Here is a 15,148-nt window from a genome sequence, read left to right as displayed (position 1 = left end):
GCCCCGTCGAAGGGCAGTTGACGGCCTGACGCCTTAACGCCTTGGTTTTTCGAGCAATTAGGCGGGAACCGCAACTGTCACAGAATCTTCACACACAATCGCGACTCGCGATGCTATCCTGTGAACATGGATTTTCGCCCAAGCATACCCGCCAGCACCATTGCAGAATTGCTGCAAATCGGCTCGTCGCTGGTTGCGGCTGGCAAAATCGCCCCGTTAGGCGTCGTCGTCGGGGCGGGGATTCCAGCTTTCTTTACCACGGCCCACAAAGAAATCGGACTTGCCACCGAATGCTGGAACAAGGCAACGGATGCGCTGTTCTCCCCGAGGGGGGATATTCAGAGCCTGGGAAACGGCCCCCAAACGTTACTGGATGTATCCCGCGCGATTCTAGACGTTCCTTTAGCCGCCGGGCATATCCTAACCGCCGCCAATCAGCTAAAGACCGGTACAGGTCTAGCGACTACCCTTCCGTCGCTTGCCTCCAGCGCCGGTTTATCGATCAAATAATCATCCGCCGCAGCCCGGCCTCGCGAGTCGTTTCATTCCCGTACCTACCACTCAATCGACTCAATTACAGCCTCCTTTTCGCAGGCGGTGAGTAGTCCAGGTTCGTCGGCTTCGCGCAGCCACGGGACCCGGTGGCGGGTGATGGCCTCGAAGAGTTTGACCTTCGGCATGGCTTCGACGTTAAGGTTTCGGCCCTTGATGCGGATTTTGTGGCCGGCGAGGTGGAGGGTAATGCCTTCGGAGGGATTAAACTCGGCCTTGTCGATGTAGCCGTAGGCGACGGCCAATATGTTGCCGTCTTTTTTGCGAAGTTCCAGCATCGTCGCCCGCTCGCGCGAGCCCCGCAAGAACCCGAACGTGCCGAGGTCGGCGATGTCGGTTTCATCGTCGCGCTCGTGGCCGTTCGGCCCGGTGGCCAGTTCCCGGCTCACCAATCTATCGATGAGACTATCGTTCATAGACCGCCTCGCGTTCCCGATGCACTCGCCCGTCGTGGCGTGGTGACGACGGCTTTAGATGCTCCAGCCTGTGTAACGTCGCGCCGCGCTCGCGGAGTTCGCGCCCTGTGACCAGTTCCGTCGCCGACAGCCGGTCGTCCGAGCGGCCGACGGCATCGAGCAGCGATTCCTTGTCGTCGGTATAGACGGTGACGCTTTTGCGCCCCGCGAAGCGGAGACGTAGAACTGCTCACGCGAAGACGCCGGAAAGGACTGCGAAGACTGGCCGATGAAGACGTGATCCACCGTCTTGCCCTGCGCCGCGTGCGACGTGATGCAATAGCCATGGGAGAGGTGCCCGTAATCCTGAGCTACCGTCCAGCCGTTGGCCAGGACGATGTCGCCGTTGGCGTCGAACTTTTTCACCGGGAAAATCGCGCCGTTATTGAGCCGGTGTTTGCCGTCCAACGTCTTGCCATTCCGAGTAATCCGAATCACATCCCCGGGCGCGATCGGGAGGACATCCCTCTTGAAGACTTGGAACTTCGCCGCCTCCGAGATCGGAATTGCACGTGCCCCCGCCGCTACCCGCTCCCCCTTCTGGAATCCTTTGGCGTTTTGATGGAAGACCAGGACGCAGTCCTCATCGTAATTGACCGAATCGGCGCGCTGGGCCTCGGTGAGGTTGGTGTTCTCCAACACCATGACCCGCCGCTCCTGGCCCTTCAGCTCGCCCGACTCATTCAGTTGGGCGCGTATCTCGTCCGTTACCCATTCTCCCTCCAGGTGAGTCGGCGATACCACCAGCGCCGTGGATTTACCGTCGGCAATGGCGGCGACGTAGTCCCGGGCCAATGTTTTGTACCGATCCAGGGTCGGCACTTCCTTGATCCAGCCCAATTCATCGAGCTCGCGGAAGCCATCCTCCGTCCGGCCTTCGCTCAAAGCTTCAACCGCTTGCCTGTACTCTCCCTGCTGGCGCTTGATGTCGCGGATTTCGGCGGGGATGAGACCGGCTTCGGTTTCCAGGAGCCGAAGTGCCGCACCGTGCTCCACCGAACCATGCTGTTTCCGGTCGCCGGAGAGGATGACCCGCGAAGTGAGCCGATCGGCCAGGTCGAAGACCTCCGTCATCTGGCGGCTGCCCAAGAGTCCGGCCTCGTCAATCCAGATGACCTGTCCCCGGACCTCCGATTGCATTCGCTCGTCGAACAGCAGCCTTGCCACCGTGTCGGCATGGGCGAAGCCATCCTCGCGCAAGACGCCACGACTGGCATCCGCAGAAGGGGCGAACATGAAAACGCGTTTGCCGCCTGCCTCTATCGCCTCCACGGCCTCCTGGGCCATCGAGGTCTTGCCCGTCCCCGCAGCGCCCCGGATCAACATCACCCGGTCTTTAGAAGTCAGCAGGTAGCGCACCGCCCGGCGCTGGCCGTCGTTGAGCCAATCTCTCTTGATGGCGTACAAGGCATCACCCAGCGGCCGGCAGGTGCCGCGCCCCTCCCGGGCGAAGCCAATCATGCGGCGCTCTTCCGCCAACACTTCCCGTGTCGTGGCCATCCGTCGTCCTTCGCGCATCCCGATGATGAGGTTTTCTTTTTCCAAGTTGTGGTGAACGCTTTCCACCGACGCCGCGCCAAAGGCGCGCTTGAGTGCTTCGGTCAGTATCTTTCGCTCCGGCACCACCGAGCTTCGCTCCAGGCAATGGTCAATGGCCAGTTCAACCGCCTTGGTGAGAGACGGTCATTCTCGGCAATGGCTGGCCCACCGAGATTGGCGGTGATGCCTTCGATCCCACTCAGCTCATCTTCCGTCAGCCGGGATTCCCATTCTGCCCGCAGCTCATCCGACGTGAGGTCCTTGCGCTTACTCTCCCGCGTCCTGGCCCCCAGCTCATCCTTGGCCGCCGGATCGACGATGCCCATTTGCTTTGCGGTCTCTTCAATCAGCGCCGTCCGCCGCGAGAACTTTTCAATCACCGACTTCGGCGTCCCTGCCAGCTCCCAGCCCTTTTTCGTTCGCTCTACGGGTAGCCCCAGCAGTTCCATCTGCCGCGCCAGTCGCGCATGGAACACGGCCTCGAAGTAGGGCGCATCGCGCTTCAAATCAGCGAATTGCCCGGCCTTCCAGCGGCCTTCCTTTTTATCCCAAGTGGTGTTGAAGACGAAGCAGTGGGCGTGCAGGTGCGGATCGGGAATCCCGTCCACCGGTCTGGCCGTGGTATGCACGAACTCGCCCCAGACCATGTTGCCTGTCGTTCGGTCCTCATTCTTTCCGCCGCTTCGTACACGGGTCTTCATCTCCGCTTCCATGTCCTGCATGGTTGCCCTCACCGACTCCCGGAATGCTTCGAGGATTCGCTCGTCCTGCGTCAGCCCGTACAGCACCGACACGCTTTTGGGTAAATGGAAGTTGAAGTCGTAGCCGATCCTTCGATTGCCCTTCTGCCGAAGCGTCAGCGTTTGTCCGGTATTGGGATCACGATTGTCGCAGAGGGCATCCCACGCCTCGCGGTTCACCTTGCCGGATAGTCCCAGCCGGTTGGCCGCCTCGCCGTGCCAACGGCCTTCCAGTTCCTGGCCCTCGGTGTAGTAGTCCGCTGCGCTGTAGTAGCTCTTGGCCCCGGCGGCGCTGGCGTTCTCGATGATGCGTAGCATTTTTCACCTTACCACGCCGACACTTACCAATTGGTTAATTTATGTAAACCTTCAACCTGAGATTGCAGGGATTAGCGGCGTAACGCCCGCCGGCTCTCGCCTTCTTCTACGTTGTCGCGACATGGGACGGTTGAGAATCCAACGGGATTCGATGTTGGACGTGTCACGCCGATGACAGCGGCGCATGGCCGAGGGTGCGATTGACTGTGCCTTGCCCCCTGCGGTCTGACTTTGCGCAGGGCTGATAGTGCCTTCTCTTGGCGCGCTTGGATTGCGTCATTCGCTGTTCGTTCTTTGTTCCTTCTGGGTTTGCCTTCCACCCCCATTTGCGGCCTTGTGCGATGGACACGTAAAGCCGCCGCCGGTCCCGTCAAGTCAGAAAATCGGTTCCCCCTAAAGGTCGCCCCCAATTTTCAGACTGGACTGGGGCGCTCTCTATCGATCACTCCGGCTGTAGGCGGCTTTTTCTCCCGTGCCATCAGGCCGCGATGGGCGCGGCCGGACAACCTTAAGAAGGAGAACTCACATGGCAAAGACTGAAAAACAACCCACCGCGTCGAAGGCCCCCAGCCACGTCGCCTATCAAGTCCGCGACCGCGAAGGAAGCAAGGGCTTCTGGACTCGCATCGGCTCGGCCTGGGCCCATGCCGACGGCAACGGCTTCAACGTTCAGTTGGAATCAGTGCCGCTGGATGGACGCATCGTCCTTCGCGTCGCCACCGAGAAGAAGGACTAACCGAGCAAACGGGGCGGGCGCACGTCGCCCGCCCCGCAATCTATCAGGAGGTTTTTGATATGAAATTCACCAACAAACATCGTGCGGCGCGGATCGGCAAAGTCCTCGCCCGTTACAAGACCGGCGACACCGACGCCGACAATCTCGTGGACCTACTCGCCGACGCCCGGCACTGGAGTGATCGGAACGGCCAAGACTTTGCCGAGCTCGACCGGCTGGCCTACGACCACTACCTCAGTGAACTCGACGAAGAGCGGGGAGGTGCCCTATGACTGCGACCACTACCGTCAATCCGTTTTACGCGGCCCGCCAAACCCGGCGGGCTGCACCGAGACAGCGCCGATCAACTTCCCCGCTTCCCATCGAGAAGCGCGTGATCGGGAATGCCACGCTGTACCGGGCCGATTGCTTTGACATCCTGCCAACGCTCTCCGGCATCGGTGCGGTCATCACTGACCCGCCCTACGGCATTGGTTTTGAATACCGAAGCTACGATGATGCCCCATCCAAGTACGACGCCCTCATGGAGCGTCTCGTGCCGGAACTCGTCCGCATCACCAACGACGGGCCGTGCTTTGTCTGGCAAAGCCCGCTCAAGGCCGACCGCTGGCACGAGTACTTCCCGAAGGGCTACCGCATCGTTGCCGCCTGCAAGGTCTATCCGCAGCGGCCGGGCAAGAGTGTTTGCCTAAGCTGGGATCCGGTCATCTTCTGGAGCGGCAAGTCACTTCTCCGCGAACACCTGCCGCGCGACTGGCATGTGGACGATTTGCGCCCCTGGGATGGCTACGCCGGTCAGAACCCGGTGCCGTGTCCGCGTCCCTTGTCGCAGGTGCAGTACTTCTGCGACTCCGTCCGGGCCGACACCATCCTCGATCCGTTCATGGGCAGCGGGACCACTGGCGTGGCTACGATTCTTGCAGGCAAGCAATTCGTCGGCATCGAGCAAGACCCGGTGTATTTCGAGTATGCGTGTCGGCGGATCGCCGGAGAGCAGAATGGTAGACCACCGTCGAACAATCACAGAATCTAAGTCCGCGATCAGCGAGACTTACCGCGTGCTATCCAGCGTAACACCCAACGAAACGACCTCATGGATCGTCAGGAGTGATTTCTGTGGATTCCGCTCATAATATGCAGAAATGAGTTCATAGTACCAGTAGGCATTTCTCTTGCCCGGGAAGCGTGCGAGATTCTCCGCAAACCTATGACACAAGGCCATTCTATCCCCGTATTTGGCCTTATCCCAATCGTAACCATCGCTCGTTTGGTCCAGGTCAAAGCTCTTCAGTATGTCAGAGGCGTCTGTCTGATGTGGAAGGCCGTGCCGAGTTACTGATCGCGTTCCTCTGTTTTCGGCAATTGCCAATATCAACCAGAAGACAAGCGTACCCAAAAGAAACCACATTCCTCCAGTCTTGCCATGTAGATTGGCACTACCGTTATTATTTCGCTGCCTCGGCGATCTTGTGACTTGCGCGGTTTGCGGTTCCACAATCGCCTCAACGCTGAAAACAGATTCACTCTTGCAATCATCGTGATGATATCGCTCACACGTGGGCATATTGCATTGAGGACATCGAATTTTTCCGCCACCTTCAATCCCGCTGCAATGGAATACATGAAGACAATTAGCGCAGGACACTACGTCGGCATTCATCTCCGTTTCAACAGAGCTGTTACTGCCATCTGGCGAGTCCATTCATGATTCCCAATGTCACCGGACGAAACGCGCATGATTGCTTCGATTGCGGTCGCGGCAGCCTGCTTGCACATACTAGAATACCGTCCGTATCGGAAATCTGGGGCAAAGTAATAAGTGATCACCGACCGCATTTCCATCATCGGAATCGTCGCCCTCTTGGACAAATCCACATAGCCACAAGTTATTGGCCCATAGAATGCGACTACCTTCCGCCCGCCGGCATCGGCTTCGCCAAGAGTGACGCGCTGTTTCCGGCCGGCGACCTGCTCGCCATTATCCGCAAGGATTACGAAGCCCAATGCGAAGTCCTTTGTTTCGGAACAAGCCCGACGAGGGGCGACGTGTAGGCGCGCTTCGCAGGAGTCCGGTCGCTTCCCTGATACAACGCTCGGCTATGTGGCCTTACGGACGAGCGCTTCCTCCCACCATCTTTCACGCACCTCCTGTTCCCTTGCACCCTTGCCGCTGGATCGTATCATGACGCCCTAATATGGCCGACCGAGTCCCTGACGACATCGCCGCCCGCATCTTGGCGAAATGTGGACGTTGTTGCTGCATCTGTCGCCGTTTCGATCCGACGATGCTCCAAGTGCATCACATTCTACTTCGGAGCGAGGGTGGAACTAACGACGAGGACAACCTAATAGCGTTGTGTATCACCTGCCATTCCGATGTCCATACGGAAAGACCATTCACGAGGCGTTTTTCCGTCGCCGAACTCAAGCTGCATCGCGAACAGGTCTGCCGTTTGGTCCAAGAGGGGAAACTCGTGCCTGCTACGCGCGAGCGTATTCAGCCCTCGTCCGAGGACTTTCGAACTTGGGCTGGATTGCTTGCCCCTGACCGCCCACTGATTCCTCGTTCTTTCACAATCGCTTCAGGCAGGGTAATTGATCCTCCACTTAGCGCGGCAGCGGTTGAAATGTTGCTCGCCGCCGCGAGTTCCAAGCAGGGCGATATCATCGTGATCGAAGCTGCCGGTGGACTTGTCATCACGGCCGGCGACCATGAACTCCTCGACAGCGAAAATGCACGGGAAGCAGCTAGATTTCGCGCCGCGCTCGCAGAGCTTCAACGCGTAGGGTTATGCGAATACGTGAGCAGATCATACTACCGTATTACCTACGACGCATTTCTCATTGCAGATGCAATGATGGCGTTCAAGGCTTCAACGGCCAAGTAAGACTGGGCCTCGCGTCTGTTCAAGGAGGCTGAGATTTCGAAATGATCTTTGAACCCGTCACGTACAAGTTGGCAACGGATGGCCCCCCCGCCATGAGTTGGAGTCAATACATGTCGGAGTATGGAACCCGCTACAAGCAGCTCCTTTCATCCGATCCCCCTGAAGACTCACTCCATAAATTCTTCCGAGACAATCCCTCGTTTCTCATCGGAGTTGGTTCTCCCTCATTCGGCATGGCCACGCCGCCGTTCAGATTTGCACTGATCGACAAGCCGCGTCTTCAAGGAATCACCTGCAAGGAACCTGACTTTATGTGGGTCTTGCGCGACAGTGCAACATGGTACTTAACGCTCGTAGAAATCGAGAAGCCAAGTAAGAGAATCTTTTCGGCGGCACTGAAATCTAAGGACCTCCCAAAACAAGAATTCAACCAGGCGCGAAATCAGCTACATCAGTGGAAAACGTGGTTTCAAGTGCCGGAGAATACCTTGCTATTTAATCGGTTTTACCGGACTCAAGAAATGCACCAGATGCAAGCGAGAGCTTTGCGATTCCTGCTCGTATTTGGACGTAGGCAGGAGTTTGAAGATAATGAGAGTTTACAGCGACATCGGTCAAGTCTACTTTCGCAGGCGGATGAGCACTTGTCCTCTTTTGACCGACTTGCTCCGAACAACTCCTTTTCTGACATGATTACAGCGCACGTGGACCCCGATGGAAAATTTCGAGCGATTGCAGTCCCACCTACCTTTACAATAGGGCCTATGAATGCTGACATCTCCGCTCATATTATTTCGCTTGACGAGGCTATAAATCAAAGCCCAAGCATTTCTAGCGAACGGAAGCAATTCCTTTGTGAACGGCTTCCCTATTGGAAAGAATGGGCACTCAAGGATGGAACCCGCCGCTGTTGTCCTGGTCACGCCGAGTGACAAGCGACAAGAATAGTCATTAGCGAACATCGACACGGCTTCAAGAGCCGGTAATCCGACGAAACCGGGATTACTTAAACAGGCCTTGAAGTTACCCACACTCGCCTTCGACAGCATCAAGCAGAATCTCAATTCGCCAATCGAATCCCGCCGGGCATGGCGGGCTTCGGTGCATTCTCAACACCCTCCCGCCTTGCAAATCAGAGCCCTCATTCTAGCGACCGTGCTCGCCGTCAAGGTACTACTCCAAAGGAGTCCTCTTCTCCGACGGTTCCACCTGTGACTGCGGCGCGCGGTCGCTGGGGCTTGCCACCTATCGGTTGCAAGGCGGGCGTGTGCGTCGTTCGCACTCACCGCCGAAGGCCATAACCGATTGGAGGATTCACCCATGCAATTCGACATTTACCAGAACGTCACCGACCAGATTATCGCCATGCTGGAGAAGGGCGTCGTTCCCTGGCGTTCTCCCATTCTCGGCAGACAGTCCGCCGGAATGCCGAAGAACTTGGAAAGCGGCAAGGAGTATCGCGGCGTAAACGTGTTCCTGCTGGCGTTCACCGCTTGGGCGAGCGGCTACGAATCGGCATACTGGCTCACGTTCAATCAGGCGAAGCAGAAGAAAGGCAGCGTCAAGAAGGGCGAGAAATCGTCATTCGTCATTTTCTGGAAACAGTACGAGACGACCGACAAGGAGACCGGCGAACCGACGAAAGTCCCCGTCCTGCGATATTATCGCGTCTTCAACGTCGCCCAATGCGAAGGCATTGCCGCACCGGATGCCGCGACGTTCACGCCGACCGACTTTCGGCCCATCGACGCCGCCGTAGCGATTGTCGAAGGGTACGCCGATGGCCCGCCAATCGAACATGGCGGGACGCGGGCGTACTATCGACCGTCAACCGACATCGTCCGCTTGCCCGAGCCGAGCCGGTTTGCCACCTGCGAAGAGTACTACTCGACGCTCTTCCATGAACTCGCCCACTCAACCGGCCACAGCAAGCGGCTTGACCGCAAACTCGACACTGAGCCGCAGCCTTTCGGTTCGCCGGATTACGGCAAGGAAGAACTTGTCGCCGAAATGGCTGCCGCGTACCTTACATCCCATGCGGGCATTCAGCCGGCGACCATCGAGAACCAGGCCGCATATCTGCAAGGCTGGCTGAAGCAGCTTCGTGGCGACAAGAAACTTGTCGTCACCGCCGCCGCTGCCGCCCAGAAGGCATCCGACTGGATTCGCGGCGAGCGGAAGCCGGTCGAATGACCGGCACCGGCAACCGCTCAAAAAATCGCGGCCTCGCCGGACATCGTTAAAGCCGTAAATTTGCAGTGGGAGTATGGTTATTACCAATTATAGGACCAGCAATTCAGTCAAGTAAGGACCCTAGACAATAGCATTTGAGGACATTTGCATTCTCTCGCAATCTGATCTAGAAGCGGTTTCAATACGCCTTGTTGCGTAAATTTGCGCAATACCTGAACCTACGGTCTACTCTTGACTCCTGCCAAAAGCGCCTCGATGAACAGCGCGAAAGTCGGAATCATGAATGAACAGTCGGTTAGAATAACAACACCCCTCTCTCAAAGCCCAAACGTCAAACGCGTCGGCCGCGCGCACATGATTGGCTTGATCTCATGGGAATCATCAGGGCGTCGCGCACCGGAGCACGCTTGCGCGATTTGTCGGAGTCCTATCACACCCCTAGCACGTGTTGGCGATGATTATGTCAGGACGCGCGGAAAGGCATCTGGCGCACGTTTTCACACCGCACAGGCTGAACGCAGCCGAATCGACTGGAACGAAGTCCTCGCAGATGCGGCATTCGTGCCAGGCCCCAGAGACGGACCACTCAATCGGGGCAAGGGGCCAATTACTGGGGTGGTGTCGAAGTCGCACACATGTCCTTCTCGGAAGTCACTTCGACTCGGCCTCGCCGTAGGTAGTGACGATGCTGAAGCAGGACATTCACCAAACCATCCTTGCAAAATGACCGTGCGTTGCGGCGAATATCGGCAGGGCTGGATCACCGAGCGAACTATCGACTTGCCTACGAACATCCAGCGCATTCTCTCCCGCCACGATCACAACATCAGACATGCACGGCTTCCATTCACGTGGCCAGCTTGTTCATTGCGTTATTGGCGATTTTGACGGCCAGTTCTAAGGAGGCAGATGTGGAATTTACAAATTCAGACCAATTCGCGCGAACCTATGGCTATCTCGCGTCATTCTTGGGCCCAAAAGCGGAGAACAGAAATGTTTTCGAGAATCTGCTTCTGACAATACTACGCGATTATGTTCACTGGCGCGCGAATTATTATCCGGGCGATGACTTACTATTAACTCCGCAAATAGAACGTGCACTCCAGCACACGACAGACTCGTTAGAACTTCATGTCGATCAAATGATGGCCCATTTGCGTCGCAATTTCCCATTTTACAGTCCACGCTATTTGGCCCATATGCTGTCCGACACATCAATGCCTTCCATGATTGGCTACTTTGCGGGTATGCTCTTCAATCCAAACAATGTAACCACAGAAGCAGCTCCGGTTACCGTTGAATGGGAATTGGATTCGTGTAATGCGGCGATGGAAATGCTGGGCTTCCAGGCTCCTCCGGCCCCGTCCAAGGATCAAAAGGCGAAGGACTACGCAAGTGCGCTTCCTCCAAAATTTGGTTGGTCCCACCTTACATTTGATGGCACAACTGCGACAATGGAAGCGATTTGGGTAGCGCGAACGGTTAAGTATCTTCCTCTTGCAATTCGCCATGTATCGCGCGCTTGTGACTTGCAGATTACGGTTCGACTCGCTGGCGGTGAGGTCAAGTCAATCGTAGAAGTCGAAGAATTAGAACTCTTGCTGATAAATCCCGAACATGCGATTTCACTTCTTGGTCAATATATCCGAACGTATACGTTATTCCTCCGTTCCAAGGGCGAAGCGAACATTAGCTTAAAGCGTGCCGCAAAAGAAGCATGGCGCGAGTTGCGCGAATGCCCTCGCGATATCGTGACGAGGGGCTGTAGTGAGATATTCGCAGCGTTCCCGCCTGTAATCCTAGCAACAGGCGCTGCTCATTATTGTCTGCGAAAGGCTGCTGACCTTCTTGGGATGGGTGCAGCAAGTGTCGTTCAAATCGATATGGACGACAGTTTTAGGATGGATATGGAATCGCTTAAGGAAAATCTTAAGAAAGTTTTGGACGGCAACCGGATTCCTTTGATGGTCTTTGCCATTCTTGGAACCACCGAGGAAGGGGCAGTCGATCCGCTAAATGAAATCGTTTCCTATCGCCGAGAATTGGAGAAAACTAGAGGAGCTAGCTTTTGGCTTCATGTGGATGCAGCTTGGGGTGGGTTTATCCGCAGCTTGTTTAATTGGAGTAAGGATGAGGTCTGGGAAGAGGCTCTATTATGGATATCAGAATGCCTGGACCTGAATATCAAGAAACGCGATCCTAAATGGCTCGCTAAGGTTACAGCGGCAATTCGACAATTCAGACGGAAGAACGCTTCCCCGAAAGAAGAGGCGGCTTGGTTATCCGATCTGCATGAAATCGGAAAACAAGCGCAAGAGCAGAGAACCCGTGGAATCTCAGAACACATCGAGCGTCTTGTGACTAAGCTTCGACAGGCATCGCTTCCAATTCCGGAAAACGTTTTTGCCTTTGATGACGATCGCATCCTTGGATTAGTGCAGCAATATGTCAGCGCCACGGTCCCTCTCTCTTGGAAGGGCTGGTCAGAAGACGTAACGTTATCTTGGAATGATAAGACTGTACTTAAATCGTTTCTATGCACGCGCGATGCCGATTCAATTGTATGCGATCCTCATAAGATGGGTTATGCAGTGTATCCGGGCGGCTTAGTTGCCTTTCGTGATAATCAGGTCCGTCAGTTTATTCGCCAAAAGGCGCCGTATATTACTGCACTCGGCGGTCGCGATGATGCTAATCTGCCGCCACGCTATATCGAAGCTCCTGAAGCCGGCTCTCCCCAACCAGAAAGCGAAGGCAAAGACCGATTAGTTGTAGAGGCCCTAGCTCCCTTTATTCTAGAGGGGTCACGACCTGGAGCGGCTGCCGCCTCGCTTTGGCTCGCGACGCGCGTAATACCACCAACGATCACAAACCATGGTGCCATCATTCGATCGTCTTTGCTCGCCGCTCGAGAACTCTATGAGTTAATCCGTCGCTCAACTGCTGTCCTTTCCTCGTCACGGGTGCATCCGTTCCGTTTCATTCCAGTTGCGCCAACACCTCCGGACACAAATGTTGTAACGTTTGTTGTCATGGCAGAGGGCTTTCCTACTCTACACTGGCTGAATTTTATGACGGATGCGGTCTATGAGCGGTTTTCAATTAGAACGGAGCTCGGTGATCGGCACTACAGCTATGCACAACCTTTTTTTCTATCACATCATGAGCTGTCACTTCCGGAGTATGAGTATGACTTCGTAAAGCGCTTTCTCGACCGAAATAACGTTACTGGAACCGAGGATGAATATAAGATCGAGGGCGTTAAGATCTTGCGTGCAGCCATCATGAATCCTTACATCTGGCCGATGCAGCGACATTCTGGTCAGAACCTCATTCGCGAATTCTTGGACGCTCTGTATGATGCTGCTACGGATGCGGAGTTTGCTCTCATGGAAGCACGACGCAAACGGTAGACTATGATGGAACGGAATTTTAGCGACCTGCTTCTGCCATTTGTTGTTCCCGGCCTCGACCAGCTGTTTGTCCTCGGATGCTTAGAACGCCGAGTGACTCTGTATTCTCAACAAACCAGAGCGATAAACCTAGCCTATTTACTCCACGCCTCAAAGGCGCTGGAGCGGCGTACTCGCGTGTTAGTTGTTGGTGCGGGTGCTGCTGGCCTCACATGTGCGGCGGCGCTGCGTCATTTGGGTGCCACAGTCGATGTGTTAGACCATTCGGATCAACCACTTCACATGCAAAGAGGCTGCTCAACGCGTTTCTTGCATCCACATGTGTACGATTGGCCTTTGCGAGCAGAGTGGAGTCAAAAAGAAGCAAACCTGCCAATTATGAATTGGTCCGCGAATACTGCTGATCGAGTATCCGCACAATTGCTCGCGGGGTATCGAGCCGCGCGCGGTCCCGAACCGTATTGTGAGATTGGCAACTTGTCGATACAGCGTGAGACTGGTACTCGAGACAGGTGGAGGGCTGAATGGTTGTGGAGACGGTCTTCCAGATCAAAGACTTATCAAGTCGTAATCCTAGCCGTTGGCTTCGGCCTCGAAGCGGTTGTTGAGTTCGCTCCGCGCATTTCATATTGGCGTTTAGATACACTAGGACAGACTCCGCTTTATGAGCCTAATTGTCGCTTCCTAATTTCTGGCATCGGTGATGGCGGCCTTACGGATGTTGCCCGTGCCATGTTAAAAGAATTGGACCATTCGACGTTGATAGAAGAATACTTGTCTGGGCCGGGAATGTTAGAGCTCGGACAGACATTGAAAGGCATTGAAGAAACGGCTAATGCACTGGCCGAAAACGACCATGCCGCCGCCGAATCTTATCTAGCGCGCCAATATAAGGCACTTGTGGTACCGACGTGGTTTGACGCAAAACTTCGTGCACGTCAACGCCATTGTCATGTCACGTTGGTAGGCCCGAAGAGAAGCCCATTCACACTGTCCACAGCAATTCATAATCGCCTAATCGTTAGCAGGCTGTTGAAGCTCGGGCTCAATTACCGGACAGGAGTAGTGCGCAAGGTAGACCCTAAGGGCTTCGGATTCGATGTTGTCCTCGAAGCTCCCGCAGGCATCATGAGGGGAAGAAAAGAGCGATTGTTCGTCGATCATGTCGTTATTAGACACGGGACGCAATCAGCGCTTCTCGCCAGTTTTCCGGACGTGTGGCAACGGCTTCGAGAACGCGCTCCTCTACCATCCATAGAACGCGCGCAGCGCCTGTGGCCTAATAGCATGTTCGTTCCTGCGAAGGGCATCACCTCAAAGAAACGCTCTATTCTACGACGTACTCTCGATGATGTATCTATTACGAATCGAGACGATGCCGAACAAATCCGGTTGACAGTATCCTGCATGAAGGACGAGGATGGAACAAGTCCTTCATTCCTAAGTTACGGAATACGGCATTACTGGTGGCAAGTCGCTATCTCGGGAGCACCGAGCGATGCTTTGGCGGTAAAGTACAGATTGGACGGCGAGAGTAATGCAACTGTTTCAGAGTGCACAAATGGTCCGTCATTCGAAGCGCTTTTGGCCGCACCGGCGGATCGATTTGTCATTGCGACCATACGCGCGGTCCGCAAGTCCTTTACGTTGAAATGCAGGCTAAAGGAACATTCTAAAGAGATCGAGAACTAGTCCGGGATCGTCTAATAGATAACATATGCTTTTGCATTCGTTCGGCAAGCAGCCTGTGGCCGTGCGCTACAGCGAGATTCAGGGGAGTTAATCCGTCTACATCTTCTAATTGCGTGTTGGCGCCAGCGTTAAGTAAGAGCCTTAATGCCGCAGTATTGCCGTGAGCCGCTGCGATGTGAAGAGGTGTTCGATTGTTGTAGTCGCGGCTGTTAACATCAGAACCAGCATGTAGGAGCTTTCTAACTTCGCCGGGATCACCGGTCGCAGCAGCTAAATGCAGCGGAGAGCCCAAGTGGTTATCACTCATTATCCATATCGATCCTCGCAAACTAGAATGGCTTAGCCGCCCATGACTCAGCTATGGCGGCGCAATTATCGCACATGACTTTATCTGTTTGTAACGTTTAATGTACCAGTTGTGGCAACTAGGCGCAAGAAAAACTGTCAAAGGAGATTCGCAGACAAATGGTTATTTGGACACGATCGAGACAATCGTGTCTCGAGTGAAGTCGTTGAGCTGCCATGTAGGAATGATTTGCCTAGTTGATTGACTTCAGCAAGCAGAGTAGAGGTGTGGCGCGGAGACGGCGAGTTAGCCGTTCCGTTTCCACACTCCGCTCAT

Annotated in this window: 14 protein-coding genes; 9 read left to right on the top strand and 5 right to left on the bottom strand. The window is 55.2% G+C overall.

Annotated features, from left to right (window positions below; translation table 11 throughout):
• The first annotated feature begins 120 nt into the window (after positions 1-120).
• The gene (locus HS101_08055) at positions 121-510 is read left to right on the top strand and encodes a hypothetical protein (protein MBE7506226.1); all 390 of its coding nucleotides are present in this window, start codon (positions 121-123) and stop codon (positions 508-510) included.
• Positions 511-554: 44 nt separating this feature from the next.
• On the opposite strand, the gene HS101_08050 is transcribed toward HS101_08055, so the two are convergent.
• Genes HS101_08050 through HS101_08040 form a run of 3 tightly spaced genes read right to left on the bottom strand, consistent with a single transcriptional unit; the run spans position 555 to position 3,604 of the window.
• On the bottom strand, positions 555-968 hold the full coding sequence (locus HS101_08050; GenBank protein MBE7506225.1) for a hypothetical protein: 414 nt from the start codon (positions 966-968) through the stop codon (positions 555-557).
• 54 nt (positions 969-1,022) lie between these two features.
• The gene (locus HS101_08045; protein ID MBE7506224.1) at positions 1,023-2,630 is read right to left on the bottom strand and encodes an AAA family ATPase; all 1,608 of its coding nucleotides are present in this window, start codon (positions 2,628-2,630) and stop codon (positions 1,023-1,025) included.
• Positions 2,609-3,604 (bottom strand): relaxase domain-containing protein, encoded by a 996-nt coding sequence (locus HS101_08040; GenBank protein MBE7506223.1) that lies wholly within the window; start codon positions 3,602-3,604, stop codon positions 2,609-2,611. Before HS101_08040 ends, HS101_08045 begins: the two co-directional genes overlap by 22 nt.
• Positions 3,605-4,130: 526 nt before the next feature.
• On the opposite strand from HS101_08040, the gene HS101_08035 reads away from it, so the two are divergent.
• The 3 genes from HS101_08035 to HS101_08025 are packed head-to-tail and all read left to right on the top strand — an operon-like array spanning position 4,131 to position 5,373.
• Entirely contained in the window at positions 4,131-4,340 is a 210-nt protein-coding gene (locus HS101_08035; GenBank protein ID MBE7506222.1) for a hypothetical protein, read from the top strand.
• A gap of 59 nt (positions 4,341-4,399) precedes the next feature.
• A complete protein-coding gene (locus HS101_08030) occupies positions 4,400-4,612 on the top strand; it encodes a hypothetical protein (GenBank protein MBE7506221.1) in 213 nt (70 codons plus the stop codon).
• Positions 4,609-5,373, top strand: coding sequence for a site-specific DNA-methyltransferase (locus HS101_08025; GenBank protein MBE7506220.1), 765 nt, complete (start codon positions 4,609-4,611; stop codon positions 5,371-5,373). The genes HS101_08030 and HS101_08025 overlap by 4 nt, the downstream gene beginning before the upstream one ends.
• A 338-nt stretch (positions 5,374-5,711) precedes the next feature.
• Here HS101_08025 and HS101_08020 read toward each other — a convergent pair whose 3' ends face one another.
• Positions 5,712-5,963, bottom strand: a complete 252-nt coding sequence (locus tag HS101_08020) for a hypothetical protein (protein MBE7506219.1) — start codon at positions 5,961-5,963, stop codon at positions 5,712-5,714.
• Positions 5,964-6,535: 572 nt separating this feature from the next.
• Here HS101_08020 and HS101_08015 point away from each other — a divergent pair.
• The 5 genes from HS101_08015 to HS101_07995 all read left to right on the top strand — a co-directional run bounded on the left by HS101_08015 (position 6,536) and on the right by HS101_07995 (position 14,526).
• Positions 6,536-7,228, top strand: a complete 693-nt coding sequence (locus tag HS101_08015) for an HNH endonuclease (protein ID MBE7506218.1) — start codon at positions 6,536-6,538, stop codon at positions 7,226-7,228.
• A 41-nt stretch (positions 7,229-7,269) separates the two neighbouring features.
• Positions 7,270-8,160 (top strand): DUF4263 domain-containing protein, encoded by an 891-nt coding sequence (locus HS101_08010; protein ID MBE7506217.1) that lies wholly within the window; start codon positions 7,270-7,272, stop codon positions 8,158-8,160.
• Positions 8,161-8,548: 388 nt separating this feature from the next.
• Entirely contained in the window at positions 8,549-9,421 is an 873-nt protein-coding gene (locus tag HS101_08005; GenBank protein ID MBE7506216.1) for a DUF1738 domain-containing protein, read from the top strand.
• Between the two features lie 851 nt (positions 9,422-10,272).
• Positions 10,273-12,834: a hypothetical protein gene (locus HS101_08000; GenBank protein ID MBE7506215.1), complete on the top strand. Its 2,562-nt coding sequence runs from the start codon at positions 10,273-10,275 to the stop codon at positions 12,832-12,834.
• Positions 12,835-12,837: 3 nt separating this feature from the next.
• Entirely contained in the window at positions 12,838-14,526 is a 1,689-nt protein-coding gene (locus HS101_07995) for an FAD-dependent oxidoreductase (GenBank protein ID MBE7506214.1), read from the top strand.
• Here HS101_07995 and HS101_07990 read toward each other — a convergent pair.
• Entirely contained in the window at positions 14,507-14,833 is a 327-nt protein-coding gene (locus HS101_07990) for an ankyrin repeat domain-containing protein (protein ID MBE7506213.1), read from the bottom strand. The two genes, HS101_07995 and HS101_07990, sit on opposite strands and share 20 nt — an antisense overlap.
• Positions 14,834-15,148: the final 315 nt, after the last annotated feature.

It is taken from the genome of Planctomycetia bacterium (genome assembly GCA_015075745.1).
Taxonomy (GTDB): Bacteria; Planctomycetota; Phycisphaerae; order UBA1845; family UTPLA1; genus UTPLA1.
This window is presented reverse-complemented; position numbering and strand designations above follow the sequence as displayed.